This window comes from Marinobacterium sp. xm-g-59 (genome assembly GCF_013283315.1).
GTDB lineage: Bacteria > Pseudomonadota > Gammaproteobacteria > Pseudomonadales > Balneatricaceae > Marinobacterium_E.
Window position 1 is genome coordinate 162,496 of record NZ_WBYR01000001.1, and the last position, 25,504, is coordinate 187,999.

The window sequence follows — 25,504 nt, forward strand, 5'->3', positions numbered from 1 at the left end:
GATGATTATACAGTTGTCCGCAAATAGATAGGCAACTATCATTGAGCGATTCTTCTTTAAGCTGGATCAAACATGACTCAGAGACTCTCCCCTTCAACGATTTTCCTGATCGCCAGTGGCTGCCTATTATTGATGATCTCCTTTGGTATACGGTCGAGTTATGGTTTGTACATGCGTCCTATTGAGGCTTCAACCGACTGGGGGCGTGACATCATAGGCTTTGCCCTAGCCTTGCAAAACCTGAGCTGGGGAATTATGTCGGTTTTCACTGGCGGGCTTGCCGACCGTTTCGGAAATCGCAACGTCCTGTTTGGTGGCGCACTGGTCTATGCCCTAGGTGTTTATCTAACAGCTGGTGTGTCGGATCTTTTCACGCTTAATGCAGGATTAGGGTTTCTCGTGGGTGCTGGCGTCGCCGGCACTTCGTTTGGCATCGTTCTTCCTGCTTTAGTTCAATCCGTTCCACCAGAACGACGTGACTGGGTACTCGGTTTGGGCACCGCTTGTGGCTCTGCTGGTCAATTTGCGCTTGTTCCATTGGTTCAGATGTTTATCTCTGATTTTGGCTGGATCAACTCACTGCATATTCTAACGGCTATCGCCATATTGATGATGTTGTTAGCCATTCCTCTGAATGCCAAGAAGAGCTCTGTCATTACAGAGAGCGATCAAGGATTCGCTGAAACAGTGCGATTAGCCGCTGGTCACAAATCTTACTGGCTTCTGGTTTTTGGTTTTTTTGTTTGTGGCTTTCACGTCGCCTTTATTACGGCGCACATGCCAGCCTATCTGTCCGATTTAGGATTTGCGCATCAGGTTGGTGCCTGGTCTCTCTCTTTAATCGGTCTGTTCAATATCGCAGGTGCCTTTTGGGCTGGTAATATCTGTCGCAAGCACTCGCGATCGAAGCTGCTGGTGGCCATTTATGGTGGTAGAACGATTGCGATCGCCCTCTTCTTAATCTTCCCAATCACGCTGACATCGGTGCTTATCTTCAGTGCAGTCATGGGGCTGCTGTGGCTAGCAACCGTTCCACCTACGTCCGGTATCGTTATGAACATGTTTGGTACACGATACATGGCCACCCTGTATGGTTTCGTCTTCTTTAGTCATCAGGTCGGGAGTTTCTCTGGAGTCTGGTTAGGCGGCTATCTCTACGAAACTTATGGTCATTATGAGTACATCTGGTGGGCCGGTATCTTCTTTGGTTTGATGGCGGTTATTCTTCACTGGCCGATTGATGAAAAACCACACCCTGCATTTGTGGCTAAAGAGAGCTAAGGGTTAAATTAAGATCCGCAACGACTTGCTATTCGTAACTCAGTAAAACAAAAGGATTCGTTTATGAGTCATACCATTCATTATTACCTATCACCAATCTCGCCGTTTACCTGTCTAGCAGGCAATCTATTAGAGAGAGAGGCTCCTGCCGAGGTGGTCTATCACCCATTCGATATTGGTCGCCTGTTTGCTGCGACAGGCGGTGTACCTGTTCCTCAGCGTTCGCCACAGCGTCAAGCTTATCGTTTAGCTGAACTTGGCCGAATTCAAAAGCAACGTGGCATAACCATCAATCTTAAGCCTCAGTTCTTCCCCGTAGATGGCCGACCTGCTGCCAAATTGATGCTTGCGGTCCGTGACAGTGGTGAAGATATTGCCAGCTTGTCACAGGCGCTTTTACAAGCTGTCTGGCAACGGGATCTGAATATTGCTGATATGTCAGTTCTAGCACAAATACTGGAAGAGCTGAACATCGATTCTGCTCTACTTGAGCAGTCTAAAAACTTAGATAATCAACTGGACAAAGAGACCGATGAAGCGATTGAAGCCGGTGTGTTTGGTAGCCCCTTCTACATCGTTGATGATGAGCCGTTCTGGGGACAAGATCGTCTAGAACAAGCGATCGAAAGAGCCAAAGGGTAGTCTATTTTCAGGGCTGGGTCTCTGGAAGTTGCCGATACGGTAGGGTCAGACCATAGGTCAGACCCTGGAAATATACTAACCCCAGGGATACGGGGTCTGACCTCTGGTCTGACCCCACTTTATAATTACACTACAAACCCTACCACTCACCCACGTTAGTCATACTCAACCATGGCTCTTGAGCCGGCAAAGCTTCACCCTTTTGCAATAACTCAATCGAGATTCCATCAGGTGAGCGAACAAATGCCATGCGACCATCCCTTGGCGGTCGATTGATTGTTATACCCATGTTCTCCAGATGCGCACAGGTGTCGTAGATATTTTCCACACTGTAGGCCAGATGACCAAAATTGCGACCACCTGAGTAAACCTCTTTATCCCAGTTATAGGTTAACTCCAGCAATGGCGTCTGCTCAGCTCTACCCTGCTGCTCATCCTCATTTGCCGCTAGAAAGATCAATGTAAAGCGACCCTTCTCACTCTCTTTGCGTGATATCTCAACCATGCCCAATGCATCGCAGTAGAAAGCTAAAGAAGTTTCAATATTACTTACTCGAACCATGGTGTGGAGATACTTCATCTGTTTACTCTCTTTATATGTGGTTATGAGCTCTAACTGCCTATCAAGTAATAACGTCAGGTTCTGTGCGTCCTGTAAATTGCTTAATACCGATCAACTGATTCGCCAACTCGATTAAAGGTTTCAAAGCTGCTTGTGTGTCAGTAATCGACTCATCCTGAGTGAACTGATCAAGATAGACACGTAGCGTAGCACCGGCCGTGCCGGTTCCAGATAGCCGAACAACGATACGACCTCCGTTATCGAACAATATACGCACACCTTGATTATGACTGACGGAGCCGTCAACAGGGTCTGAGTAGCTGAATTGATCTGCCAGAGTCACGGTAACGCCATCAAATGCCCCTCCTGCAAGACTACCTAAAGAGGCTGTTAGCTGCTGCATCATATTGGCTGCACTGTCTGAATCGATTGATTCATAGTCATGGCGAGTAAATAGATCCCTTCCGAATAGAGACCAATGATCCTTAACCAGTTCAGAGACCGATTGACCGGTCGCGGCCAGAATATTGATCCAGCATAGAACAGCCCAAAGTCCATCTTTCTCGCGAACATGATCTGAACTGGTACCAAAACTCTCCTCACCACAGAAGCTGATACGGCCATCATCCATCAGGTTGCCAAAGAATTTCCAACCGGTAGGAGTCTCATAACAGTTGATACCGAGTTTTTCAGCCACACGGTCAACTGCACGACTGGTTGGCATTGAGCGAGCGACACCCTTTAATCCATCTTCATAGGCGGGAATCTTTTGTGCGTTCGCGGCTAAAACAGCCAAACTGTCACAAGGGTTTACATAAAAATGGTTGCCAATGATCATATTTCTATCGCCGTCCCCGTCCGAAGCGGCACCGAAATCTAACCCTTGTTCATTGACTTGTTTGACCAGTTCGGCTGCATGAACAAGATTGGGGTCGGGGTGATGACCACCAAAATCCTCTTTTGGAATCGCGTTAATAACGCTCTCTTTTGGTGCACCCAACCGGTTGATGAATATCTCTTGTGCATAAGGCCCAGTCACGGCATGCATGGCATCGAAACGAAATGTGAAATTTGAACCGCTCAAGAGCTGTTTCATGATTTTAAAATCAAACAACTCCTCCATCAGATCGGCATAATCTGTGACAGGATCAATCACCTTAATCAGCGCATTTCCAATGCTAACCTCTCCAACACTATCAAGATCTACAGGTTCAGCATCAATCGTAAAGTATCGAGTAATGGTTTCCGTCGTTTGGTGAATACTGTCCGTCTGGGTCTCACTTGCAGGGCCACCGTTGGCACGATTAAATTTAATGCCAAAGTCTTCATCAGGACCACCTGGGTTGTGACTGGCTGACAACACCAATCCACCGATTGCACCATATTTACGGATCACACAGCTGGCTGCTGGCGTTGAAAGAATTCCTGCTTGACCCACGATTAAGGTTTCAAAGCCATTGGCGATCGCCATTTTAATAATGGTTTGAATCGCCTCACGGTTGAAATAGCGACCGTCACCGCCGATCACGAGTGATTGGCCTTGACAGCTCTCTAATGAGTCAAAAACAGCCTGAACAAAATTCTCTAAGTAGTTAGGTTGTTGAAATACTTTAACCTTTTTTCGAAGGCCAGACGTACCTGGTTTCTGACCAGAGTAAGGTGTTGTTGTGATGACTTTTCTATTCATTAAGACCACATATAGATTAGGTTTAAACCATTAACGATTGGAAAGAGTTAGATAAAAACTAGCAAGATATATGCCGCTTTTTAAACATCATCTTCAACTAATTCTAAGCCGTAGTATTGAAGAAACTCAGTAGCCGGCATCGGTTTACCAAATAGGAACCCCTGCACCTGATCAACACCTAATTTAAGCAGTCTATCTGCCTCCGAGGCGTTCTCAACCCCTTCTGCTACGACTGTCAGCCCCTCCGCTTTGGACAAATATACGACCATTTTCGTTAAATGCTCAGACGAGGGGTTTAGATGAATGTCTTTGATAAAGGCTCTATCTAGTTTGATGGTATCGGCGGGTAGGTTTTGAAAATAGGCGAGTGAGCTCATACCGGTACCGAAATCATCCAAAGCGATTGAATAACCTAGCTCTTTCACGGCATCTAAGGAGCGCTTTAAGTTATCCAAAGAGACGTCTGTCTCCTGTTCAGATAGCTCAATCTGTAACTCTCCGGCACTAAAACCGTACTTTTCTTGGACCTGACTCAACTCGTAGGTGACACGCAAATCCTGAAGATCATTAGCGCTTAAGTTAAATGAAACCGAGATCGGTAGACCCGACTGTTTCATCGTTTCACAAAAATGTGCGGATTGCTCAACGACACTGTTTATAAATGTAAGCCTGTATGGGGAGGACTCAAGAAGATCGACAAAATCTTTTGGTGTTAGCAAACCTTTCTCAGGGTGAATCCAGCGGACCAGTGCCTCCGCACCTACCAGTCTATTGTTATCTTTAATATCGACCTTAGGCTGAAAGAACATCTGTATCTCATGGTTAGCAAATGCCTGAGAGACTTCATAAGATTGAATATCTGTTTGGCCGTTAAGATGATCACGATCTTTCAAATTGAATCGAGCAAAATCTGTCTTCTCTTTGGTGGCACGCACAAATACTGTATCCAAGTTATGCAGTGCACTATCCAGATCAGTTGAGTCATTAGGGGTATCGGTTGAAACAACAATCGGCGAGAGATCCGTTGCCTCTTTTTTTAACTGACGAAGTCCACGCTCAAATGCGTCCCAAAACCGTCGCTCTGACATCAGAACGTAAACCCCGTTATCAAGCCTGCCAATGGATGCACCTGCAGGACAAACTTCCCTTAACAACTGATTAAATTGAGTAACGCTCTCTTTAAATTCAATCGAACTTTCTGAACTTTTTCCTACACTATCCAAGATATTTTTAATGTAGACACCATAGACTCTTACAACACCGTCAGGATTCTTATTTTTGAGCCAATCAAAATGCTGATGAATTTGATAATTGTCTATAAATTCAGACGTTAAGTCGCTGTTTTCTTTACACTCTTTATAAAAAACAAGAGAGTAGATACGATTAAACAGCACCGCTACTGAACCATAGACCAGCAAGGAGTAAGAGAGCGTTATTAGATGGGTATAGAGCTCAGAAATCAGCTCCTCTTGTACTCGATAGGAGTGAATAAATAAGAGGAGAGAGAGCCAGATAGGTATGAAGAGTAATACCCATTTTTGAGCCAATACAAAGCGAAGCAATACTGGCAAAAGCGCACCTGACAAATAGGCTAATGCTATATCATCCGACACTAAGGCTAGCGATATTGAACCCGCTCCCATAGTAAGGAAAGCTACAGCTCCTCCCCAGCTTAAATGAATACGGTGCACAAAATATTGGATGACTAACAAAGAGAGAGTGAGCGGGTAAAAGTAGGAGCCCGTCAATGAATCTGTGAAAAGCTGCTGAAGCAGAGTTAAAAGTGAAAGTGCTAATGATATCAACAGCAACGCATTAATCAGCAACCTAAACAGGCTTCGACGGTTCTTGAACCAGTTATTGCGGTTGTAATCTCGAACTTGCATTAGCCATCACTTTTTCGAATAGATTATTGATTTTATGGTAATCAGGGGCGAATCGCTACCACCAAGTCTCAGGGCTCGATAAGATAGAACCTCTTTGATGACAGGTTTAGATGATGAACGTTCTCGGGATTACCGCACCGCTCTTTACGTTAATGGCTCTTGGGTTTTTAGCCGTTAAATATAACGCACTGTCTAAGGAGGCTATCCCTGGGATAGCCCGCTTTGTTTTGGTTTTTTGCATACCGGCGATCATTGTGGGCAATTTATCTAAGAATAGCCCTGCTGATATCTTTAATAGCGATTACGTATCGATTTACGCTATTGCCGCAGTCGCTACCTTCTTCATTTCGTTGGGTCTGATTCGGAGCGTCAGACAGGGTGACGCTAAACAGTCATCAGCATTAGCCATTGGGGCCGCTATGCCCAACAGTATTTTTGTTGGCTACCCTATTCTGCTGCAGGTCATGCCCGATATGGCCGCTCAAGTATTGGTTGTCTGTATACTGGTCGAAAATCTAGTGGTGCTGCCTTTAGCGCTCCTGACTACTGAGTACTTCTCAGCTGATCATAGAGACAAAACGCTGTTAGGCTCACTAAGCTCAATTTTTAAACGCCTGATCAACAACCCGATACTCATCGCAATAGCGGTTGGCTTAATTTTATCGTTGAGCGGCTTTCAACTGCCGTTGTTCATCGACGAAAGCTTAGGGGTGCTCGCAAAAGCGGCTGGTGGCGCAGCACTGATCGTTATTGGAGGCTCTTTAGTAGGAAACTCTATTCGCGATGATTTGAGTACTTTAGGAATGATTGCAGGGGCAAAACTGTTGATTCAACCTGCTCTGGCCCTTCTGCTGATTACCCTCTGGTGGGACTTCGATCGTCAGTGGCAGATAGCTCTGATGGTCATCACCGCTTCACCCATGTTCACCATCTACCCTATTCTCGCTGCACCTTATGGCGCTGCAAAGACGGCTGCCAGCTCATTGCTGCTGACTACGGTAGCGTCCTATGCGACGCTGAACACTGTTTTGGCGTTTGTGCTGTAGACCGGAGCGTAATTTGAGGGCGGATGACAGGCTGATAGCCAGTCACCGGTGCTTGCCTTGACATCTTCGTGCCAGTGACTGGCCTTCAGCCTGTCACCTGCTCTCTCAGCGTCTTCCAGAAACAGAAGACAACAAAAAGGCCGCAACAGCGGCCTTTTTAACGATAAGCTAACACTTAATCCAAAAGCTGCTCTAGCTGGTGTAGTGTCTCCATTGCTGGCAATACCTGCTGAACGCTTGAGTTTGGCTCGCGACCTTCGCGAATCGCCGCAATGAATTCACGATCCTGAAGTTCGATGCCGTTGTTCGAAACAGCAACGCCAGAGAGATCAATTGGGTTCTCGTTACCATCTACCAAATCATCGTAACGGGCGATGTATGTACCCTTGTCACAGATGTAACGGAAGAAAGTACCAAATGGACCGTCGTTATTAAAAGATAGAGAGAGTGTACACAGTGCACCGCTCTCTGACTTCATACCAATCGACATGTCCATTGCAATGTTAAGTTCTGGGTGAATTGGGCCCTGCATCGCTTGTACTTTTGTACACTTCTCGCCAGTCTGGTACTGGAATAGATCCACGGTGTGACAAGCGTGGTGCCAAAGCAGGTGATCCGTCCATGAGCGCGCCTTACCCAGAGCGTTCTTGTTAGAACGACGGAAGAAGTAAGTTTGAACATCCATCTGTTGAATCTTCAGCTCACCCGCTTGGATTTTGTTATGAATCCACTGGTGGCTTGGGTTGAAGCGGCGAGTCTGACCCGACATGGCTACCAAACCCGTGCGCTTTTGTGTCTCAACCAGTTTGATTGAGTCTTCAATGTTATCCGCCATCGGAATCTCAACCATGACGTGCTTGCCTGCTTCAAGACACTGAATAGACTGTGAAGCGTGCATTTGAGTCGGTGTTGCAAGAATGACCGCATCAACATCATCACGTGCCAGTGATTCAGCAAGATCTGTTGTTGCGTGTGCGATTCCACGCTCTTTAGCAAACTCAGCAATGGCATCAGGTTTAGTACCAACCACTGACGTCACAACAACATCTTCAATGTTACTCAATGCATCTAAGTGTTTTAGACCAAAAGCGCCCATAGCGCCTGCAACACAAACTCTCATTAGTGTCTCCCTAATTCGAATGGATAAATATTGTCCCTAAGATTATCAAAATGGATCTTTCATAGAACCGTTAAAAATTCTAGACGTCATTCAAAAATGTGAATGCAAGTTTAGAGCAAACCGCTTCTAAGATACGGCCAGCCGCAGTAGATCGATAAATTTTTGCTGGGCATTAGTGGGGTTCCATGAGCTGCGACGGGTAATGCCGATGGGGCGTTTTGTACCTGACATTTCAAAAGGCAGCACCGCCAAATCCCCTTTGGATAACTCAAACTCCAACTGATGCTGAGAGATTAACGTGAGTCGATCACCCCCAAGTAACAGCTCTCGAATTAACACATGGGAACTGGTTTCGACGATGGATAGACCTTCTCTCTCCTCACCTTGTAGGATGAGCTCCTCAAAAAGATTGCGAGTTGGCGCACCACTTCTAGGGATAACCCAACCATAGTTAAGAAGATCCTCACGGGTAATCTGATCGATATTAAGAGCGGGATGCCCTTTGCGTGCCACAATCGCTAATGGAGGCGCTATGAGTTCTTCTTGAACGATATCACTGGTTGGGATCGGGAAACGCAACGCACCGACCAAAAGATCCACATCCCCCTGAAGTATATGGGCTAAAAGATCTTCATAGGGCCCATCGACCAACTCTAAAGTGATACCAGGATAAGCTTTGGTAAATTCATTTATCGCTTTGGGCAGCAGCGAGGTACGTGCTAATGGCATGCTGCCGATGCGCATCCGCCCCACTTCACGACCATCACCAAGGCCTGACAACTCTTGAAGTCCTTGATGAATCTCTGAAATGGCCAACTTGGTTGATTTAGAGAACACTTTGGCCGCTCGTGTTGCCGCAATGCCGGTACTGGTCTTTTCGAACAGCGACAGCCCCATGAGTGACTCAAGTTCACGAGCTGATCGATGAAGTGACGATTGTGAGACACCCAGATTTCGACCGGCCACACTGTAGTTTTGTGCATCAGTAACCGCGACAAGTGCTTTTAATTGGGTCGTCGTCAGCTGGGTCATGATGCGTTCAATGGTCTCCATTCGACGATTCGACATAGACGACAGCGCATCGGCCAGACCCAGCCTTAGGACAGCAAAGGCGCTATTCACCCTAGCCTCCCAGATTTCACCCGCTTCCGTCAGATACATCCCGCTGGACTGGCGTTCAAACAGCTTTACACCCAGCAAGCGTTCTAACTTCGCAATGGCTTGAGTCATCGCAGGTTGAGAGAGAAAGACACGCTCTGCAGCCTGACTTATGCCTCCTGCATTGGAGACCTCAATGAATACCCGAAGATGTCGTATGTTAGGAAGATTCTTGAACATAAGGGTCATTGTAACCTGATGTGATTTAAATACCTATATCAAAAACAAATACCTAAAAAGTAAAAACTAAATAGCTTAAAAAAGACGATATAGAGAGGATAGAAACATAGAAATCCAATTCATTATAAAAGGACGTTTGAGACATGATTATCGATTGCCATGGTCACTACACAACCACACCACCTGGTGTTGGCGCTTGGCGTGAAGCTCAAAAAGCAGAAGTAGAAAAGAATCCAGATTTTGTCGGTGAAAAAGGCGACTTTGGTGTTACTGATGATGAGATCCGCGAGTCGATCATCAATAATCAGTTAAAACTTCAGCAAGAGCGTGGCACTGATCTGACTATCTTCTCACCGCGTGCCAGCTGGATGGCTCATCATGTGGGTAATGAACACACCTCTAAGTTCTGGACTGAAAACCAAAACGACCTCATTCGTCGTGTTTGTGACCTATTCCCAGAGAACTTTGTCCCTGTGGCACAGCTTCCTCAGTCACCGGGTGTTGATCCTGCTAAGTCTGTACCAGAGATCGTACGTACCGTTGAAGAGATGGGCTTTATTGGTATTAACCTTAACCCAGATCCATCAGGTGGCCACTGGAACGGCAGTCGTCTTTCGGCTCGTGAGTTCTACCCTATCTACGAGAAGATGTGTGAGTACGACATTCCAGCAATGATCCACGTATCAGCTGCCTGTAACCACAACTTCGATACGACAGGCTCACACTACCTAGGCGCAGATACCACTGCATTCCAGCAACTGATGATGTCTGATGTATTTAAAGACTTCCCAACGCTTAAGATCATCATCCCTCACGGTGGTGGTGCAGTTCCTTACCACTGGGGACGTTTCCGCGGTATGGCATTGGATAAAGGTTTTGAGCTTGAAGAGCGCGTTTTGAATAACGTCTTCTTTGATACCTGTGTCTACCACCAGAAAGGGATCGACTGCCTTCTTGACGTTATTCCAACTGAAAACATTCTGTTTGCGTCTGAGATGATTGGTGCGGTTCGTGGAATCGATCCTGAGACAGGTCACTACTTCGATGACACTAAACAATACATCGATGCGACAACCAAAGTGAATGCTGAGCAGAAAGAGATGATCTTCTCGGGTAACGCTCAACGTGTATTCAGTCGCTTGAAGGTTTAAGGAGAGGAACATGGCAGAGAACGTAGTTGTTCAACATATTGAACGTGCTGATTCAGAAGTAATCGCAGGACTAGCTAAATTGGGCGTTGCAACCGTTCATGAAGCTCAGGGTCGTCGTGGTCTATTAGCCCACTACATGCGCCCAATCTACTCTGGTCGCTCTATTGCAGGCAGTGCAGTGACAATCTCTGGTGCTGCCGGTGATAACTGGATGATGCACGTGGCTATTGAGCAGTGTAAACCTGGTGACATCATGGTGTTTGCACCCACCTCACCTTCTGTTGATGGCTTCTTTGGTGACCTACTGGCGACCTCAGCGAAATCGCGCGGCGTACAGGGCCTTATCATTGACGGCGGTGTTCGTGATACTGCGATCCTTAAAGAGATGGATTTCCCAGTCTGGTCTAAAGCGGTTTACGCCAAAGGCACCATCAAAGAGACTCTAGGCTCAGTGAACATCCCTCTGGTCTGTGCTGAAGCATTGATCTACCCAGGCGATATCATCGTTGCTGACGATGACGGCGTATGTGTTGTTCGCCGCGACGAGGCCGAAGAGGTTCTTAAAGAGGCCCTAGCGCGTGAAGCTCGCGAAGAGGAGAAGCGCGTTCGTATGGCCAATGGTGAACTAGGTCTTGATATCTACAACATGCGCCCTCGCCTAGAAGAGAAAGGCCTTAAGTATGTCTAATGGCATTAGCTGCATGTGGATGCGCGGCGGTACATCCAAAGGCGGTTACTTCTTAAAAAGCGACCTACCTTCAGATACTGCCGCACGAGACGCGTTTCTTCTTGGCATGATGGGCTCTCCAGATTCACGCCAGATTGATGGCTTGGGTGGAGCTGACCCACTGACTTCAAAAGTTGCAGTGGTTAGTGCCTCGCAACGTGACGACGCGGATGTCGATTACCTCTTCTTGCAGGTATTTGTTGATCAAGCGATTGTTACCGATGCACAGAACTGCGGCAACATCCTTGCGGGCATTGGCCCGTTTGCCATTGAACGCGGTCTAGTGAAAGCGACTGGCGATGAGACTCAGGTTCGCATCTTTATGGAGAACACAGGTCAGATCGCTATTGCGACAGTAGCCACACCAAACGGTCAGGTGTCCTATAAGGGCGACTCGAAGATCGATGGTGTACCTGGTACATCCGCTGCTGTGCCACTTGAGTTCCTTGATACTGCAGGATCCTCATGTGGTGCGCTTCTTCCTACAGGTAATGCGGTTGATCTGATCGACGGTGTCGAGTGCACTTTAATCGATAACGGCATGCCGGTTGTCGTGATGCGAGCATCAGACATGGGAATTAGTGGCAGCGAGTCTCGTGAAGAGTTAGAAGCTAATAGCGACCTTCGCGCCAAGCTTGAAGCGATACGCCTACAAGCGGGCCCAATGATGAATCTTGGCGATGTGACTGAGAAGTCTGTACCTAAGATGAGCATGGTCAGTGAAGCGAAAGACGGTGGTGCTCTATCGACTCGTACCTTTATCCCGCATCGTTGCCACGCTTCTATCGGTGTATTGGGTGCAGTCAGCGTTGCTACCGCAGCTATTTTGCCGAACTCTCCTGCCGCTTCAGTAGCCACCCTACCTGAAGGCAATAGAAAAACCTTAGCCGTTGAGCACCCGATCGGAGAAATGACGGTTGTTATTGATATCGATCAGGATGGCCAACCGAAAAGCGCTGCACTATTACGCACAGCGCGAAAACTATTTGATGGCGAAGTTTTCGCTGAATAATTAGGAATAAAGATCATGGATGCAGATTACCGCCCGTTTCACGACAACCCTAAAAAGCCTGACTTTGTAGCGCCTGCTGGTGCTGTGGATGCTCACTGCCACGTATTTGGTCCTGCGGATAAATTCCCCTACCACCCCAAGCGTAAATACACACCTTGCGATGCATCAAAAGATCAACTCTTTGCTCTGCGTGATTACCTTGGTTTCAGTCGTAACGTGATCGTTCAGGCTTCTTGTCACGGTACAGACAATGCAGCACTGGTTGACGCACTTGAGACTGCGGGCGATCTAGCACGCGGTGTAGCGGTCGTTAACCCAGCGATCACGGTAGAAGAACTTGAAGCGATGGACAGAGCGGGTGTCCGCGGTGTTCGTTTTAACTTCGTGAAACGTCTAGTCGATACAACCCCTAAAGAGTGGTTCCTATCGATCGCTGAGAAGATCAAACCATTAGGCTGGCACATCGTTGTCTACTTTGAAGCGCCAGATCTAGAAGATCTAATCCCGTTCCTTAACGAGCTAAACACAACCATCGTGGTTGACCACATGGGTCGCCCAGACGTGGCTAATGGTGTTGATCACCCTGACTTCCAGCGTTTCATGGATCTAATGCGTAACAACGATAAGGTGTGGACGAAAGTCAGCTGTCCTGAGCGTTTGACGCTACAGGCACCGGACTACTCTGACGTTGTGCCGTTCATGCGTGCACTCGTTGAAGCTTTCCCAGATCGCGTACTTTGGGGTACAGACTGGCCGCACCCGAACATGAAATCACACACACCTGATGATGGTGCACTGGTTGATGTGATTCCACAGATCGCCGTAACTGAAGAGCTACAGCGTAAACTATTGATCGATAACCCAATGCGTTTGTACTGGGAACGATAAGGAGTTCTTATGATTGAACCGATCATTGAAGGAACATATAAATTTGATGGCGTAGCAGCAAAACTCGGCTACAACCTTAATAAGATGTGTTTCTCTTTCAACGAGGAGAGCTGTCGCGAAGAGTTTCGTCAAGACGAAGCGGCTTACTGCGATAAGTTTAAGCTGACCCCTGCACAGAAAGAGGCGATCCTGAAGCGCGACATCATCGCTCTACTACGTAATGGCGGCAGTATCTACTACCTTGCAAAATTTGCAGGCACGCTTGGCCTTAACGTACAGGACGTTGGCGGCATCATGACCGGCCAGACGACTGAAGAGTTCCAAGCTTATTTAGACAGTCAGGGAGTGGGCAAAACGAATGGCTAAAATCTTAGGTGCTATTGGCACATCACACGTTCCTGCTATTGGTGTTGCGGTTGATCGCGGCATTGAGGACACCCCTTACTGGAAAGACCTATTTGCTGCTTATGTACCAGTTCGCGAATGGATCAACGAGAACAAGCCAGACATCGCTGTACTGTTCTACAACGATCACGGTCTAGAGATGTTCTTAGACAAAAAGCCAACCTTCTCTATCGGCTGTGCAGACGAGTACCACAACGCTGATGAAGGCTGGGGTATCAAACCAATCCCACCTCTAACCGGTGAATCAGATCTATCTTGGCACATCGTTAACCACCTGATCGAAAACGACTTTGATCCGACTGTCTGTCAGGATATCAAAGTGGATCACGGCGCGACAGTTCCTATGTCTGTCCTATACCCAGGCCATACCTACAAAGGCACTAAGGTGATTCCCATCGCCATTAACTGTGAACGTCACCCTATGCCTAAACCATCACGCTCATATGCTTTTGGTAAAGCGATTGGTGATGCTATTCGCTCATGGGATAGCGACCAGACGGTTGTTGTTCTTGGTACAGGTGGTCTATCGCACCAGCTAGATGGTGAACGCGCAGGCTACCTAAATACTGAGTTCGACCAGATGTGTATGGATAAACTGGTCACTGATCCAGAGTCACTGACCCACTACACCAATGATGAACTTACAGAAATTGCCGGTGCTCAAGGCGTCGAGTTGGCTATGTGGTTAGCAATGCGTGGGGCTTGTTCTGGCCCTGTAGACGAGTTGGTTAACGTCTTGATCGCTCCAATCTCAAACACAGCGGCTGGTGTACAGCTTCTAGTGCCAAAAGATTGATTCTGCGTGATGATCTAAAAAAAGCGCCCTAGGGCGCTTTTTTGGTCTCTACCGCTCTGGAAAGAGCGTATTCATCACCTTCTCATTGGATGAACGGATGTGGAGTCTGAGTAGCTCTGTAGCCGTTTTAATGTCTCGCGCAAATGCGGCATTCATTAGCTCTTCGTGCTCATCTTTACCTGATGGTTGATTCAATGGCTGGCTGGTTAATGCCAAACGGCGAAAGCGTTCACCCTGGTCATACAGCGTCGAGATGAAGCGTAACTGCCACTCAGAGGGACAGGCGCTAATGAGTGCCATGTGAAAACGGCGATTCTCACGAGTACGCGCAAGTACCTGATCATCTTCTTGCCCAGCAGACTGTGACTTAACCGCTAATTCGCGGTGGCGTGCTCCTGCAATGGCCGCCTCCCAATCGAGATCACCTAGCTTGATCGACTGCTTAAAAGCATCCACTTCAAGCATTTCCCGCAGACGACTCACCTCAACAAACTCATCCGCTGAAATAGGTGCAGCCCAATAACCACGCTGACCACGACGAGTTACCAACCCCTCTGCGGCGAGCCTTGAGAGTGCCTCACGAACCGGAGCCGCACTGGATCCATAACGGTTAGCTAAGACAGCAATCGATAACTTCGATTCAGGCTCTATATTGCCCTCTAAAATATCGGTACGCAGTTGTTGGTAGGTTGACGGGGTTTCTTGGTTTTCCACCCTTAGGCTCCATTTGTATCTATTAGCCTATATTTTCTCTTATCTTGAAAATTAAAGCTATTGAGCATTTAACTGTTTAAGTAGGTCTTAATCTCTTAGATATGTAGAATTCTGCTCTTAATATTTACAAGCTAATCCCGTATCATTGCCAATATTAGAATTTACTAATTAATAGGCTTATCTATGTTTCCTAAAAAACGCGCTCCTCTTGTTCAATCAGTGTTAATGTCTCTGGTGATGGTAACGATCATGACCTTTGTGATTACCACGGTGAATACCGGTTTAGATGAAGGTTTTATGGCTCGTTGGGGCTACGCTTATCTGGTTGCTTGGCCGATTGCCTTCTCTGTGATCCTAATTTTTGGTCGCCGAGTCGCTGCATTGACTCAAAAGCTTTGCACTAAGTAGGTTTTTAGATATCGTTGGCTGAACTCATTAAGGATTCGTGAATGGCCATTTACAACCTAGGCTCAGTCAACATAGATTACTTCTACTCACTGCCCCACCTAGTTAGGCCGGGTGAAACACTCGCAGCCAATAACTTTACACAGGGGTTGGGTGGCAAGGGTGCCAACCAGAGTGTTGCCATTGCTAAAGCGGGTGGTCGCGTTAAGCATATAGGTGCGATGCACCCTGCAGATAAACGATACTTCGACCAATTAGAAGCGTTAAATATCGATACGACCCACCTATTTATGTCGGAAACGCCAACAGGTCATGGCATTGTTATGGTCGATGAAGAGTCGGCTGAGAATCAAATCCTTGTCTACCCAGGTGCTAACTTTGCTATTACCGAACAGATGGTAGATGAGGGCTTAAAGGATGCAACCGCGTCTGATTGGGCGCTCTGTCAAAACGAGACCTCGCAAACTGAACACTTCATGAAATGCGCAAAGGCTAAAGGGATGAAGCTCTGCTATTCAGCAGCCCCCTTCGACGCAGATAAGACCCTAGTGATGCTCCCGTTAATCAATATGTTGGTCGTCAATGAGATTGAGGCCAAGGATTTAGAGCGCGCATTGAACCGCCCGATTAAAGAGTGCGGCGTTGAACATATTCTAGTGACACTGGGTAGTCGTGGTGTTCGATATATAGGCTCAGAGGATGAATTTATAATGCCTTCACCCGCTGTCGACGCCGTTGATACGACAGGGGCCGGTGATACTTTTCTGGGGCTTTTCCTCGCGCGCTATGACCAAACGGGGGATCTGAAGGCATCACTTCACTTTGCGGTTACCGGTGCGGCGATACAGGTGACACGCCCAGGAACAGCGGATGCTATTCCCTCTTTAGAAGAGATTGAGTCAGCTCTTTAATCGGTTAAGCGATGATAAAGCCCACTGGCCCTATCGGTCTGTGTACTAATGGTCTGCTGTGTCACACTGCTGTTCATCTCTATCAGTGTAAATTGAGCGCTGGCTCGTGTAATCGCGGTGTAGAGAAGCTCTCTACTTAATACAGGGTTCGCTCGACTAGGTGACAGATACGCGACGTGTTTAAACTCTGAGCCCTGTGATTTGTGCACCGTCATGGCGTAGGCCGTCTCTACCGACTCTAAACGAAGGGGGTCGATCCATCGTACCGCATCTCCGGATTCGTTGATAAACGCCACGCTAGGCTTACCCTCTCGCTCTAAACAGACACCCACATCGCCGTTCGCTAAACCTACCGCGTAATCATTGGCAGTAACCATTACTGGACGGCCGATATACCACTCTTGACTCAGATCGATTAGCCCTTTGCTGGCTAATAGGGTCTCACAAATATGGTTAAGCGATTCAACACCCTCTGGTCCACGACGCAGAGGGGTCAATAACCTAAAGTGGTCAAACAGCCTAAGCACCTCAAGTGGGTCACAACATGGCTGAGTGAGTTTTCCTAAGTAGCTCGTATAACCCGGTATCTGTGGATCGCTACTTAAGACTCGATCAGCGATCTGCTTACGCAGGTTAGCTCCCGTTTGATAGTGAATATCGCTGTAGGTCTGTCGCCAAACAGCTTGATAGTCAGTTAAAGACCCCTGGTTGACGGCTTTTGCAAGCTGACCAATGCCAGACTCACTGTTGAAGCGGTGACTGATTTTAAGCTGGCTAACAAAGCCTTCTGGGTTTGTGTCACTCTCAACACGACAGAGGTCTGCCAAGACAGATCCAGCCTCAACTGAGGCTAACTGATCTTTATCGCCGAGCAGAATAAGCTGTGTGCGATCACTTAATGCATCAAGTAGCGCATCGAACAGCTCAATATCCAACATGGATGCTTCGTCTACAACTAACAGATCAACCGCCAAAGTGTGACCCTTATAATAACGATTTCTTCGACCAGTCGAAGAGACACCAATGAGTCGGTGGACCGTATCAACCTGAGCGTGTAACCCCTCTCCAAAACCTTCTGGAAGGCGCTCAAGCGCACTCCCAATTGAGGATGACAAACGTGCCGCCGCTTTGCCAGTTGGCGCTGCAAGTGCAATGTCAAAGGTATCACCTTGGTCATCCGCTAGACGTTTAAGTAGCGCCAGCAATTTAACCACTGTCGTCGTTTTACCGGTACCTGGACCACCGGTAATAACTGCAAAACGCTTAATTGCAGACTTTGCACAGGCCTCTCGCTGCCAATCAATGCTGGCATCATCGTTCGGAAACAGTTGGTTCAGATACTTTTCTAACGAGTCCGTGTTGCTGGAGGGTTTCGATAGACGCTGTTTTAACCGCTCTGCAACACGAGACTCTACCTGCCACATGCGCCTTAAGTAGAGACGCTCATGTTCAAATACTAGGGGGGTATTCTCATCAGGCAGACCCATCAACGGACTCTGATGAACTGCGGTAAGCCACTCACTCTTTGTTAGTCGCTTAAACAGCTCACTGGGTAAAGGTATACCGGCTAATTTTGCAAACTCCGGTGGAAGTGCTAGGTAACGATCGGGATCCTTATAGAGGGAGTGAACATCGACACAACTGTGCCCACGCCCTAGCTGATGACTGACTAAGACTAAGGCTAAACCCGCCCATGCCGATTGATTGTCATACAGTTCCGATAGGTGAAGTGCGAGTTCCATATCAATAGAACGAATCCAACCTGCTTCCAACCAAAGCTCTAAGATCTGATCTAGATTCAAATCAGTGTTTGAGTCAGACCATAAATCAACTTGCTGCACTGTCTGCTCCCTGTTTAAACAACCGATCCAGACGCTCGATCTGTTCATAGGTTGGCTTGATTGCTAAACACCCCTCTCCCTCGGGTACACCACGAAGATAGAGGTAGAGCGCCCCGCCCACTTTCTCATTAAATCCTTTGACTGGATTCTCTCTATACTCAACATCGCGGGCCAACAGCTGTCGATGCAGGGCGAGCAGGTAGATCATCAACTGCAGATCATAACGATGCTCCACCAGCGCCTCTTGCATCTTAGACTCAGTGTAATGGGAGGCATCAGGTCCTAGCCAGTTGGATTTATAATCACATACCCAGTACTGCCCATTCACTTCAAATGTAAGATCAATGAACCCTTTTAACAGGCCATTGATCGTCTGCTGTTCCAATCTCGGCCGCTCTAACTCAGGATAGATTGACTCAATACAGAGCTGATCCAGTTCCGCGACAGAGAGATGATGGGCACTGAAGATAAACTCCATCTCAGCTTGGTAGTGAGATAAGCCTGCAAGTGTCAGCTCAAAGCCAAGATCAATGGGTGCGGTTAGCATCGATTCAAGCCATTGCTCTATCATCAATCCACTCTGATGCCATCGACTTGGCTGTTGCTCAATGCAAACAGCACTCTTTATGAGATCGGAATGGGTCGCGGTTTGAGAAAAACCCTGCTCTGCTGCTCGCTCTAATACTTCATGCAAAAAATTACCTGGAATCGCACCACGCTCAAAGGCGTGAATGGTTCCGGTCTTGGCTTGATCAAAGCGAATTAAATGATCGAACGGCTCCATTTCAGCAATCGATTGATCCAACAAATTCTCTTCGATCTTAGAGTCGACTGCATGAGATTGAGTGCGACTTGCGATGGCAGAGTAACTGGTCATCCACCAAGATTCACGATTAACGGGTAGAGATAAATGTTGGCATTCGGGTGAGAACAGACGATCCGTTTTAACCTCTCTTTGTTCAACTTGATCAGAGACCGATTCCAGAAAAAACCCATCTCGCTGGGTCACATTGAGAATGGCCTGGCTGAGTGCGCCGTAGAGATCCTCTTTGGACGGTTTTTTAGGAAGTGCCTCGTTGATTCCAAGAAGGCTTGCCATTGCGGATTTCTCAAAACCGTCAACAGCACCCAAGCCTATCCAACAGGCATATTTTGCTCGAGTGAGTGCGACGTACATCAGCCGCACCTCCTCTTCAAGCATCTCCCGTTCACTGAATGGCTTCTCTTGCTTCTGAGTATCTTTATTCAGTTCTTGAACTTTTTGCCCATTAAGACGATAGGTTAAGCCCTTATCACTCACCTTTACGGACTGGCTGCTGACACCAAAGGGGATAAATACAATCGGATACTCTAGCCCTTTGGATTTGTGCATGGTGATCACTTGAACTCGCCCGGAGTCCGATTCCATGCGAATGAGCTGCTCCTCACCTGTACCACTCGGATTGACGATCTGCTCGCCTAAGTAACGAATAATACCCAGCTCACCATCCACAACCGATACCTGTTTTTGAAGCAATTCAGCCAGGTGCAATAGATTCGTTAAACTTCTCTCTACCCTACTGCCTCGAGTCGCTCTCAATTTACGAGGTAGATCAAATTCGGTGATCAGAGCTCGAATGACGGCCGCAATATTAGTTCGCTTCCAGATCTGATTGAGCTCAACAAAGATCTGACTGATATCGACCCACTCAGACTCAGATTGATTCAGATGTAAGAGTTGGTCACGTGTTAGGCAGAGGACCGGCGAGGCTAACGCGGCCATGATTAAAGATTTTGACCGTGGATGAGCAATAGCATTTAGAATTCGCCAAAGATCTTCCGCCTCTTGTGACTCAAACACACTCTCTTTATCAGACAGATAGACTGAAGAGATACCCGATTGATCGAGTGCTGTTCTTACCACTTTAGCTTCAGTGAAATTTCTTACCAGCACGGCAATATCGTCAGGCTGTATAGGCTCATCACCCATTGATAGTTCGCCCGAATCTGACCGATTCAGTAACGAGGCGATTTTGCTTGCGGTATGAGTGGCCAGCGTTTGATGATAACGAGGCTTATTCACGCTCTCGCCATCGTCCAAGCAGATCAGATGTAGACCATCGAGCCTCTGATTATTTGAGGTTAGGCTGCTCTTTAAGCCGTTGGCGTTAACCGGATAAAACGGCAGATGATTCACACCACTGGCGTCTCTGAAGAGAAAAGCCCCCTTCTCTTTGAGATCAGCATCGACAAAGAGTCCATTAACCGCAGAAATGACCGATTCACTCGAACGATAGTTGGTGCCAAGGGTATAGAGTTTATCTTGGCTCCCCTCTCTCGCCTCGAGATAGGTATGAATATCAGCCCCCCTAAAACTGTAGATGGCCTGTTTTGGATCTCCAATCATGATCCACGCGCAATCATCAACATTTTGATAAAGCGTACTGAATATACTGAACTGCAGTGGGTCGGTATCTTGAAACTCATCTATCAACGCGACTGGATACTGTGTACGGACTCTGGAAGCTAAGTTACTCCCCAGTGGCCCTTTAAGCCCCCTCTCTAGAAGGACTAAAAGATCATCAAAATCGAGGGCACCTGTGCTCTCTTTGAGCAGCGTAAAACGCTCTGATACCCAGTGTAAGGCGTGCAGTAAAATGGGTTCGAGTTTTGGACGACGCTGAAGACGGTCTGTATAGGCAGAGAGTAGATCCACTGCTGGGTGATCAGGCAGAGGCTTGCCTTTGTTTAGTTTGCCTTCAAAGGTCAAATATTGAATCAGTGAATCCGGACTGTCAGGCACCTCTCCATCAATGGCCCACTGTCGCATCGCCAGAAGCTGATCACTGAAACCAGGCTCTTTAACTCGCCCACCATTAAAGTGTTTAGCCTCAAACTGGCCTCTCAGTGATGCTTCAATCTCATCAATATTGTCGCGCCAAATAGTCAGCAGTTTAGTGCTACAGCTCTCTAAGTCGTTAAGCCACTCATTGATGGACTGAGCGACAGTGCGAGGATCAACACTCTTATCAAGAGGTTCCCCTTTCCAGTGCAGTTTGGCATCGCTTGACAGTGATCGATAGATCCAACCGTAGAGAGCCTCTGGTGACTTCAAGAGAGTCCCTATCTGTTCAGCCACTCTGGGCTCTAACACGGAACAGTGAATACGCCAGTAATCTCGACACGCCTCTTCGAGTTGGGCCAAGCCATCATCACCCAGTTGTAGATCAAACAGAGTATTTGAGTCGAACGCATGCGCTGTCAGCATGCGTTGTGCCCAACCATGAATGGTGAAGATTGCCGCTTCATCCATCCAGTCAGCGGCGCGTTCCAATTTCAATGCGCAGCCTTCCCACTCCTCAGGGGGATAACTCTGGATTAACGCAGAGGTAAAGTGATCGTCACTCTGCTCTAGTTCCCTAAACACCCGAGCAGTCGTGCTTAAGTTACTGCGAATACGGTCTCGCAACTCGAGTGTCGCGGCATTGGTAAAGGTTACGACCAAAATTTCGGGTGGTAGCAGCTCTCTTTGGAAAGCGCGATCATCGCCATGACCAAGCACCAAGCGAACATAGAGGGCCGCCAAGGTATAGGTTTTACCAGTTCCCGCACTCGCTTCGATCAAGGATGCGCCTGAGAATGGGAACTCTAGTGGGTTCAGTGGCATAGGGATCATCGGCTACCCTCGCGCCAAATATCACTGTAATCAATCAGTGGCGAGTAGAGGCGCGCCGCGAATTCTGCTAATCCAGCCTCTTTAATCTGTTCATAACTCTCCCAGAGTTGAGCCAATTCAGGCTCACGTTGCCGTTCATTAAAGGTGAACTCACCCTCAAACTGAGTGGCCGCCTGTGACTCGCCCTTATTTAACAGAACCAGCGAGGTTCTAGCCGCGATCGGTTTAGGGCTTTCAAGCATCTCTCGACGCGCCTGATCTAAGGCTTCAAGCAACCGGGTCGCTTCATGAGACTCAACCACTTTAAGGTAGGTCACAGCATCAGGACCAATGAAATAAGTGGTCGTAGGCCCTAAGCAGGCATTTAAGAGAAGGTGTTTTGGCCAACTGCCCAACATGCGATCCTGTTTGACCGTTCCTTTCTCAATGGCTGCACCACTTAGCTTAACCACAGTGGCCCACTGCTTTTCTAGCTGATACAGAGCACCAGTTTCACCGGTAATGGTGGCACCGCTCAACGCAAGATGAAGCTTAAGACTGTCCTGCTGCTGCCAGTCGTATCGATCGGTGAGCCAATCAAGATGTCGACAGATCGATCCAAGGTGGCTCTTTATGGCCCTAACTGGTTTTTCCGCGTAACCACCCCAGGGCAAGGTGCCCAGATCTTTTAACCGATCGACAACAGACTCTATCTTGACCTCACGATCCTCTTTGTTGGGGTATCCGAGCAGTTCTAATGCCGCCGATTTGAGCAGATGATCATCAAGCTTAGAGATCACGAAGGGTTCACTCTCCTGTGACTGCTCTTTCGGGAGTGGCAGTGAGGTTCCAATCAGTGAATGGTAGTAGTATCGGGCAGGTGCTTTGTAAAAACGATTGAGCTCGTCAATGGACAGCTGCAGATCTAGCTCAACCGATGCAGCAACCGAGCTCAGCTCTGAATCAGGCTGATGCACTGCCTGCCACTCATGAGCAAAGGTGATTAAGGCAGAGTTTTGATCAAAATAGTCCTGTGCGAATGGCTGCAGAGGGTGTTTGTCGGTTAACAGTTCTAATACCTTTACTGCCTTGTCAGGATTGACCCAATGCGCATCAATAAAATCACGCAGCTGAGCGACCAAGACCGAGGGAGGTCGTTCACTATTGTCCACCGCACTGCGCCCTACCCAACTGATTGAAAGCGACTCCCTCGCTGATAGCAAGGCTTCAAGAAAGAGGTATCGATCATCGTCCCTGCGAGAACGATCACCTGGTCTAAAGAGTGACGAGCGCGCCATTAAATCAAAGTCGTTTCTAACCTGGGGTCGAGGGTAAGCACCGTCCTGCATACCCAGTAGATAGATCCGTTTAAAGGGAATCGCACGCATTGGCATGAGAGTCGCAAAAGTGACGCCGCCGGACATAAACCGACGGTTAAGATCTGGGGCATCCAAAGCATCAAGCAGAAGCTGACTGAATAGATGGAGCGGGACAGGTTCTGACACCTCAGCTGAGGCGGCTCGCTCCTGTATCGCCTTAAGTTCAGTCAACAGCGACGACTCAATCATCTGTTCATCAGGTTCGATGCAATCGAATATCTGCGTCATCAGGCGCTCGATTCGTTCCACCCACAGATCAAGTGTATGGTGATTCTCGATAAAACTGGCCCACTCAGAAAACACCCTTAACAGTTGTGCCAGCGATCCTACAGCATTGGCACTGACCCCTTTAACTGACGTAAGAGGTACCACGCCTCGAACCCCGTCAGATTCGCCTAAGGCATAACCGGTCAGCAATCGGCGCAGACCAAACAACCAAGAGTTCTGCTCTATTCCAGTAGTGACACCCAATAGGGATCGATGTTGTGCATTTAATCCCCATCGAACACCCGCATCATTGATCCACTCTTGAAGTGTCGCTAAAGACTCAGTGTCAAATTGGAACTTACGCCGTATTGCGGGCACATCTAACAACTCAAATAGGACCGTAACGCCCATGCGTTGGGTGTTTAGTGTCAATAGACGCTCGAGCGCACCAATCATGGAGTGGGTTGAAGAGCGACTTTGATCACTAATGCTAAAGGGGATGAAGCGTTCATCAATGGTTGAAAGTCGGCCAAACACGCTTTCGATCTGAGCACGATAATCATCGACATTCGGTACCATCACCAAGATATCGCGTGGTCGCAAGCTTGGATCATCCCTCAACGCACTGATCAATTGATCTTGCAGGATATCTACCTCACGTTGTGCGCTGTAAGCTTCAACAAAACGCAAACTTTGATCACCACTGGCTAATACCCTAGGTTCGAACTGAGGTGACTCTAGCTCGAGTATGTCATGCTGTATTTGGTGCAACAAACTGTTAGGTGTGGCTTCATCTTCAAATAGATCGATTCGATTTAAACCAAACTGACTCTGGAAAGAGTGACTCTCATCATAGAGATCCAACAGACGAACAAAATCGCGCCCCTGTTTACCCCAGGCCGCTAGCAGTGGCTGGGATGGATGCTCAATGGCGAATAGATCCTCTGCAGGTTTTTCTAACTGTCTTCGATTCTTAGCCGTTAACAGGTCGCGACCATCAATGATATCGGCCCAGTAGTGCTTACAAGGATTAAGAACACAGAAAAGAATCTGGATATGCTGTGATAAGGCATCAATCGCCTCTAGGGCTTGTTTAGGCAGCGACGAGACGCCAAATATGATCAATCGTTTAGGCAGTTTTGTCCGATCAACATGACCTTCTGAGCAGATTTGCAAAAAGCGTTGGTGTACAACAGGCCGCGAGAGTGATTGTTCTAAACCCAAATCGTCACAGATGAATTGCCATAAAAGCGACTGCCAGCAATCATCCGCCGCAAGGGGTAATGAACGATTTTGGGCGTCAGTAACCTGCTCACCACCCTCTGCCCAATGGTTCAGCCAATCGCCACGATAGATCTGATATTGATCGTAAAGATCCGCCAACTGCTGTGCCAACTGCCAACGCCTCTGTTGATCAGAGTCGTCCTTCAGAAACTGAATGAGAGGTTCGAAAGGTGCGGTTTGAGGTAAGCGATTGAGTAATCTGAATAGACGCCAGCTTAAGCGTGGTTTATCAAATGGAGAGACTTTAGGAACGGCTTCTTCACCCAGTACCGCTCGATAAGCGCGCCAGATAAACATAGAGGGTAGAGAGAATTGGATGTTAGCGGCAATACCCACACCGCCCTGCTCTCTATCTTCAGCTAGGGCAAACTTAATCCACTGTCCAATACCGTTGCTTTGAACCAGCATCTCCTCTTTATCGAAAAGATCCAACGGATGATTGGCAAGCCACTCAACCAAGACTGATTTCAGAGTCTCTTGACGGTTTGAGTGAAGCATAACCAAACCCGGTTCTGGTCGGTTTTGACTGGCGTATGACTGATCCATTCACTCTCCCTGATTAAGATCTCCCATTGTCTCAATCAGGAT

The 25,504-nt window shown here is 47.7% G+C and carries 20 protein-coding genes; 11 read left to right on the forward strand and 9 right to left on the reverse strand.

Going from position 1 to position 25,504, the window contains the following annotated elements:
• Positions 1-72 precede the first annotated feature (72 nt).
• Both XMG59_RS00790 and XMG59_RS00795 read left to right on the forward strand, forming a co-directional pair.
• Complete coding sequence (locus XMG59_RS00790; RefSeq protein WP_173498049.1) at positions 73-1,281, forward strand: MFS transporter; 1,209 nt, start codon at positions 73-75, stop codon at positions 1,279-1,281.
• Positions 1,282-1,344: 63 nt separating this feature from the next.
• Positions 1,345-1,923, forward strand: coding sequence for a 2-hydroxychromene-2-carboxylate isomerase (locus tag XMG59_RS00795; RefSeq protein ID WP_173498050.1), 579 nt, complete (start codon positions 1,345-1,347; stop codon positions 1,921-1,923).
• A gap of 139 nt (positions 1,924-2,062) precedes the next feature.
• On the opposite strand, the gene XMG59_RS00800 is transcribed toward XMG59_RS00795, so the two are convergent.
• The 3 genes from XMG59_RS00800 to XMG59_RS00810 all read right to left on the reverse strand — a co-directional run bounded on the left by XMG59_RS00800 (position 2,063) and on the right by XMG59_RS00810 (position 6,058).
• Positions 2,063-2,503, reverse strand: coding sequence for a VOC family protein (locus tag XMG59_RS00800; protein WP_173498051.1), 441 nt, complete (start codon positions 2,501-2,503; stop codon positions 2,063-2,065).
• 43 nt (positions 2,504-2,546) lie between these two features.
• Positions 2,547-4,172 carry an alpha-D-glucose phosphate-specific phosphoglucomutase gene (locus XMG59_RS00805; protein WP_173488878.1) on the reverse strand — a complete coding sequence of 542 codons (1,626 nt, stop codon included), beginning with the start codon at positions 4,170-4,172 and terminating at the stop codon, positions 2,547-2,549.
• Positions 4,173-4,252: 80 nt separating this feature from the next.
• Positions 4,253-6,058 (reverse strand): EAL domain-containing protein, encoded by a 1,806-nt coding sequence (locus XMG59_RS00810; protein WP_173498052.1) that lies wholly within the window; start codon positions 6,056-6,058, stop codon positions 4,253-4,255.
• A gap of 110 nt (positions 6,059-6,168) precedes the next feature.
• On the opposite strand from XMG59_RS00810, the gene XMG59_RS00815 reads away from it, so the two are divergent.
• Complete coding sequence (locus XMG59_RS00815) at positions 6,169-7,104, forward strand: AEC family transporter (protein WP_173498053.1); 936 nt, start codon at positions 6,169-6,171, stop codon at positions 7,102-7,104.
• Between the two features lie 175 nt (positions 7,105-7,279).
• On the opposite strand, the gene XMG59_RS00820 is transcribed toward XMG59_RS00815, so the two are convergent.
• Positions 7,280-8,224 (reverse strand): Gfo/Idh/MocA family oxidoreductase, encoded by a 945-nt coding sequence (locus XMG59_RS00820; protein ID WP_173482466.1) that lies wholly within the window; start codon positions 8,222-8,224, stop codon positions 7,280-7,282.
• A gap of 126 nt (positions 8,225-8,350) precedes the next feature.
• Positions 8,351-9,562: a LysR family transcriptional regulator gene (locus tag XMG59_RS00825; RefSeq protein WP_173498054.1), complete on the reverse strand. Its 1,212-nt coding sequence runs from the start codon at positions 9,560-9,562 to the stop codon at positions 8,351-8,353.
• Between the two features lie 143 nt (positions 9,563-9,705).
• Here XMG59_RS00825 and XMG59_RS00830 point away from each other — a divergent pair, with 143 nt between their 5' ends.
• From XMG59_RS00830 to XMG59_RS00855, 6 genes are read left to right on the forward strand one after another with little or no spacing between them, the layout of a single operon-like run.
• The gene (locus XMG59_RS00830) at positions 9,706-10,713 is read left to right on the forward strand and encodes an amidohydrolase family protein (RefSeq protein ID WP_173480899.1); all 1,008 of its coding nucleotides are present in this window, start codon (positions 9,706-9,708) and stop codon (positions 10,711-10,713) included.
• Positions 10,714-10,723: 10 nt separating this feature from the next.
• A complete protein-coding gene (locus tag XMG59_RS00835) occupies positions 10,724-11,401 on the forward strand; it encodes a 4-carboxy-4-hydroxy-2-oxoadipate aldolase/oxaloacetate decarboxylase (protein WP_173480898.1) in 678 nt (225 codons plus the stop codon).
• Entirely contained in the window at positions 11,394-12,452 is a 1,059-nt protein-coding gene (locus XMG59_RS00840) for a 4-oxalomesaconate tautomerase (RefSeq protein WP_173498055.1), read from the forward strand. Before XMG59_RS00835 ends, XMG59_RS00840 begins: the two co-directional genes overlap by 8 nt.
• Before the next feature lie 12 nt (positions 12,453-12,464).
• Positions 12,465-13,340: an amidohydrolase family protein gene (locus XMG59_RS00845; protein WP_371743717.1), complete on the forward strand. Its 876-nt coding sequence runs from the start codon at positions 12,465-12,467 to the stop codon at positions 13,338-13,340.
• Positions 13,341-13,349: 9 nt separating this feature from the next.
• Entirely contained in the window at positions 13,350-13,706 is a 357-nt protein-coding gene (locus XMG59_RS00850) for a protocatechuate 3,4-dioxygenase (protein WP_173498057.1), read from the forward strand.
• A complete protein-coding gene (locus XMG59_RS00855; RefSeq protein ID WP_173498058.1) occupies positions 13,699-14,541 on the forward strand; it encodes a class III extradiol dioxygenase family protein in 843 nt (280 codons plus the stop codon). Before XMG59_RS00850 ends, XMG59_RS00855 begins: the two co-directional genes overlap by 8 nt.
• 48 nt (positions 14,542-14,589) lie before the next feature.
• On the opposite strand, the gene XMG59_RS00860 is transcribed toward XMG59_RS00855, so the two are convergent.
• On the reverse strand, positions 14,590-15,255 hold the full coding sequence (locus tag XMG59_RS00860; protein WP_173488885.1) for a GntR family transcriptional regulator: 666 nt from the start codon (positions 15,253-15,255) through the stop codon (positions 14,590-14,592).
• 183 nt (positions 15,256-15,438) lie between these two features.
• Here XMG59_RS00860 and XMG59_RS00865 point away from each other — a divergent pair, with 183 nt between their 5' ends.
• Together XMG59_RS00865 and XMG59_RS00870 are read left to right on the forward strand one after the other, a co-directional pair.
• A complete protein-coding gene (locus XMG59_RS00865; protein ID WP_173488886.1) occupies positions 15,439-15,663 on the forward strand; it encodes a DUF2798 domain-containing protein in 225 nt (74 codons plus the stop codon).
• Positions 15,664-15,704: 41 nt separating this feature from the next.
• Entirely contained in the window at positions 15,705-16,571 is an 867-nt protein-coding gene (locus tag XMG59_RS00870) for a ribokinase (RefSeq protein ID WP_173498059.1), read from the forward strand.
• Here the strand turns inward: XMG59_RS00870 and recD are convergent.
• Genes recD through recC form a run of 3 tightly spaced genes read right to left on the reverse strand, consistent with a single transcriptional unit; the run spans position 16,568 to position 25,462 of the window.
• On the reverse strand, positions 16,568-18,412 hold the full coding sequence (gene recD / locus XMG59_RS00875) for an exodeoxyribonuclease V subunit alpha (protein ID WP_173498060.1): 1,845 nt from the start codon (positions 18,410-18,412) through the stop codon (positions 16,568-16,570). The two genes, XMG59_RS00870 and recD, sit on opposite strands and share 4 nt — an antisense overlap.
• The gene (gene recB / locus XMG59_RS00880; RefSeq protein ID WP_173498061.1) at positions 18,399-22,067 is read right to left on the reverse strand and encodes an exodeoxyribonuclease V subunit beta; all 3,669 of its coding nucleotides are present in this window, start codon (positions 22,065-22,067) and stop codon (positions 18,399-18,401) included. The genes recD and recB overlap by 14 nt, the downstream gene beginning before the upstream one ends.
• Positions 22,064-25,462 carry an exodeoxyribonuclease V subunit gamma gene (gene recC, locus XMG59_RS00885; protein WP_173498062.1) on the reverse strand — a complete coding sequence of 1,133 codons (3,399 nt, stop codon included), beginning with the start codon at positions 25,460-25,462 and terminating at the stop codon, positions 22,064-22,066. Before recC ends, recB begins: the two co-directional genes overlap by 4 nt.
• Between the last annotated feature and the right edge of the window lie 42 nt (positions 25,463-25,504).

Bases quoted from the DNA above. Each gene is read 5' to 3' on its own strand.
- XMG59_RS00790 (WP_173498049.1), top strand. From the start codon at position 73: ATGACTCAGAGACTCTCCCCTTCAACGATTTTCCTGATCGCCAGTGGC.
- XMG59_RS00795 (WP_173498050.1), top strand. From the start codon at position 1,345: ATGAGTCATACCATTCATTATTACCTATCACCAATCTCGCCGTTTACC.
- XMG59_RS00800 (WP_173498051.1), bottom strand. From the start codon at position 2,503: ATGAAGTATCTCCACACCATGGTTCGAGTAAGTAATATTGAAACTTCT.
- XMG59_RS00805 (WP_173488878.1), bottom strand. From the start codon at position 4,172: ATGAATAGAAAAGTCATCACAACAACACCTTACTCTGGTCAGAAACCA.
- XMG59_RS00810 (WP_173498052.1), bottom strand. From the start codon at position 6,058: ATGCAAGTTCGAGATTACAACCGCAATAACTGGTTCAAGAACCGTCGA.
- XMG59_RS00815 (WP_173498053.1), top strand. From the start codon at position 6,169: ATGATGAACGTTCTCGGGATTACCGCACCGCTCTTTACGTTAATGGCT.
- XMG59_RS00820 (WP_173482466.1), bottom strand. From the start codon at position 8,224: ATGAGAGTTTGTGTTGCAGGCGCTATGGGCGCTTTTGGTCTAAAACAC.
- XMG59_RS00825 (WP_173498054.1), bottom strand. From the start codon at position 9,562: ATGTTCAAGAATCTTCCTAACATACGACATCTTCGGGTATTCATTGAG.
- XMG59_RS00830 (WP_173480899.1), top strand. From the start codon at position 9,706: ATGATTATCGATTGCCATGGTCACTACACAACCACACCACCTGGTGTT.
- XMG59_RS00835 (WP_173480898.1), top strand. From the start codon at position 10,724: ATGGCAGAGAACGTAGTTGTTCAACATATTGAACGTGCTGATTCAGAA.
- XMG59_RS00840 (WP_173498055.1), top strand. From the start codon at position 11,394: ATGTCTAATGGCATTAGCTGCATGTGGATGCGCGGCGGTACATCCAAA.
- XMG59_RS00850 (WP_173498057.1), top strand. From the start codon at position 13,350: ATGATTGAACCGATCATTGAAGGAACATATAAATTTGATGGCGTAGCA.
- XMG59_RS00855 (WP_173498058.1), top strand. From the start codon at position 13,699: ATGGCTAAAATCTTAGGTGCTATTGGCACATCACACGTTCCTGCTATT.
- XMG59_RS00865 (WP_173488886.1), top strand. From the start codon at position 15,439: ATGTTTCCTAAAAAACGCGCTCCTCTTGTTCAATCAGTGTTAATGTCT.
- XMG59_RS00870 (WP_173498059.1), top strand. From the start codon at position 15,705: ATGGCCATTTACAACCTAGGCTCAGTCAACATAGATTACTTCTACTCA.
- recB (WP_173498061.1), bottom strand. From the start codon at position 22,067: ATGATCCCTATGCCACTGAACCCACTAGAGTTCCCATTCTCAGGCGCA.
- recC (WP_173498062.1), bottom strand. From the start codon at position 25,462: ATGGATCAGTCATACGCCAGTCAAAACCGACCAGAACCGGGTTTGGTT.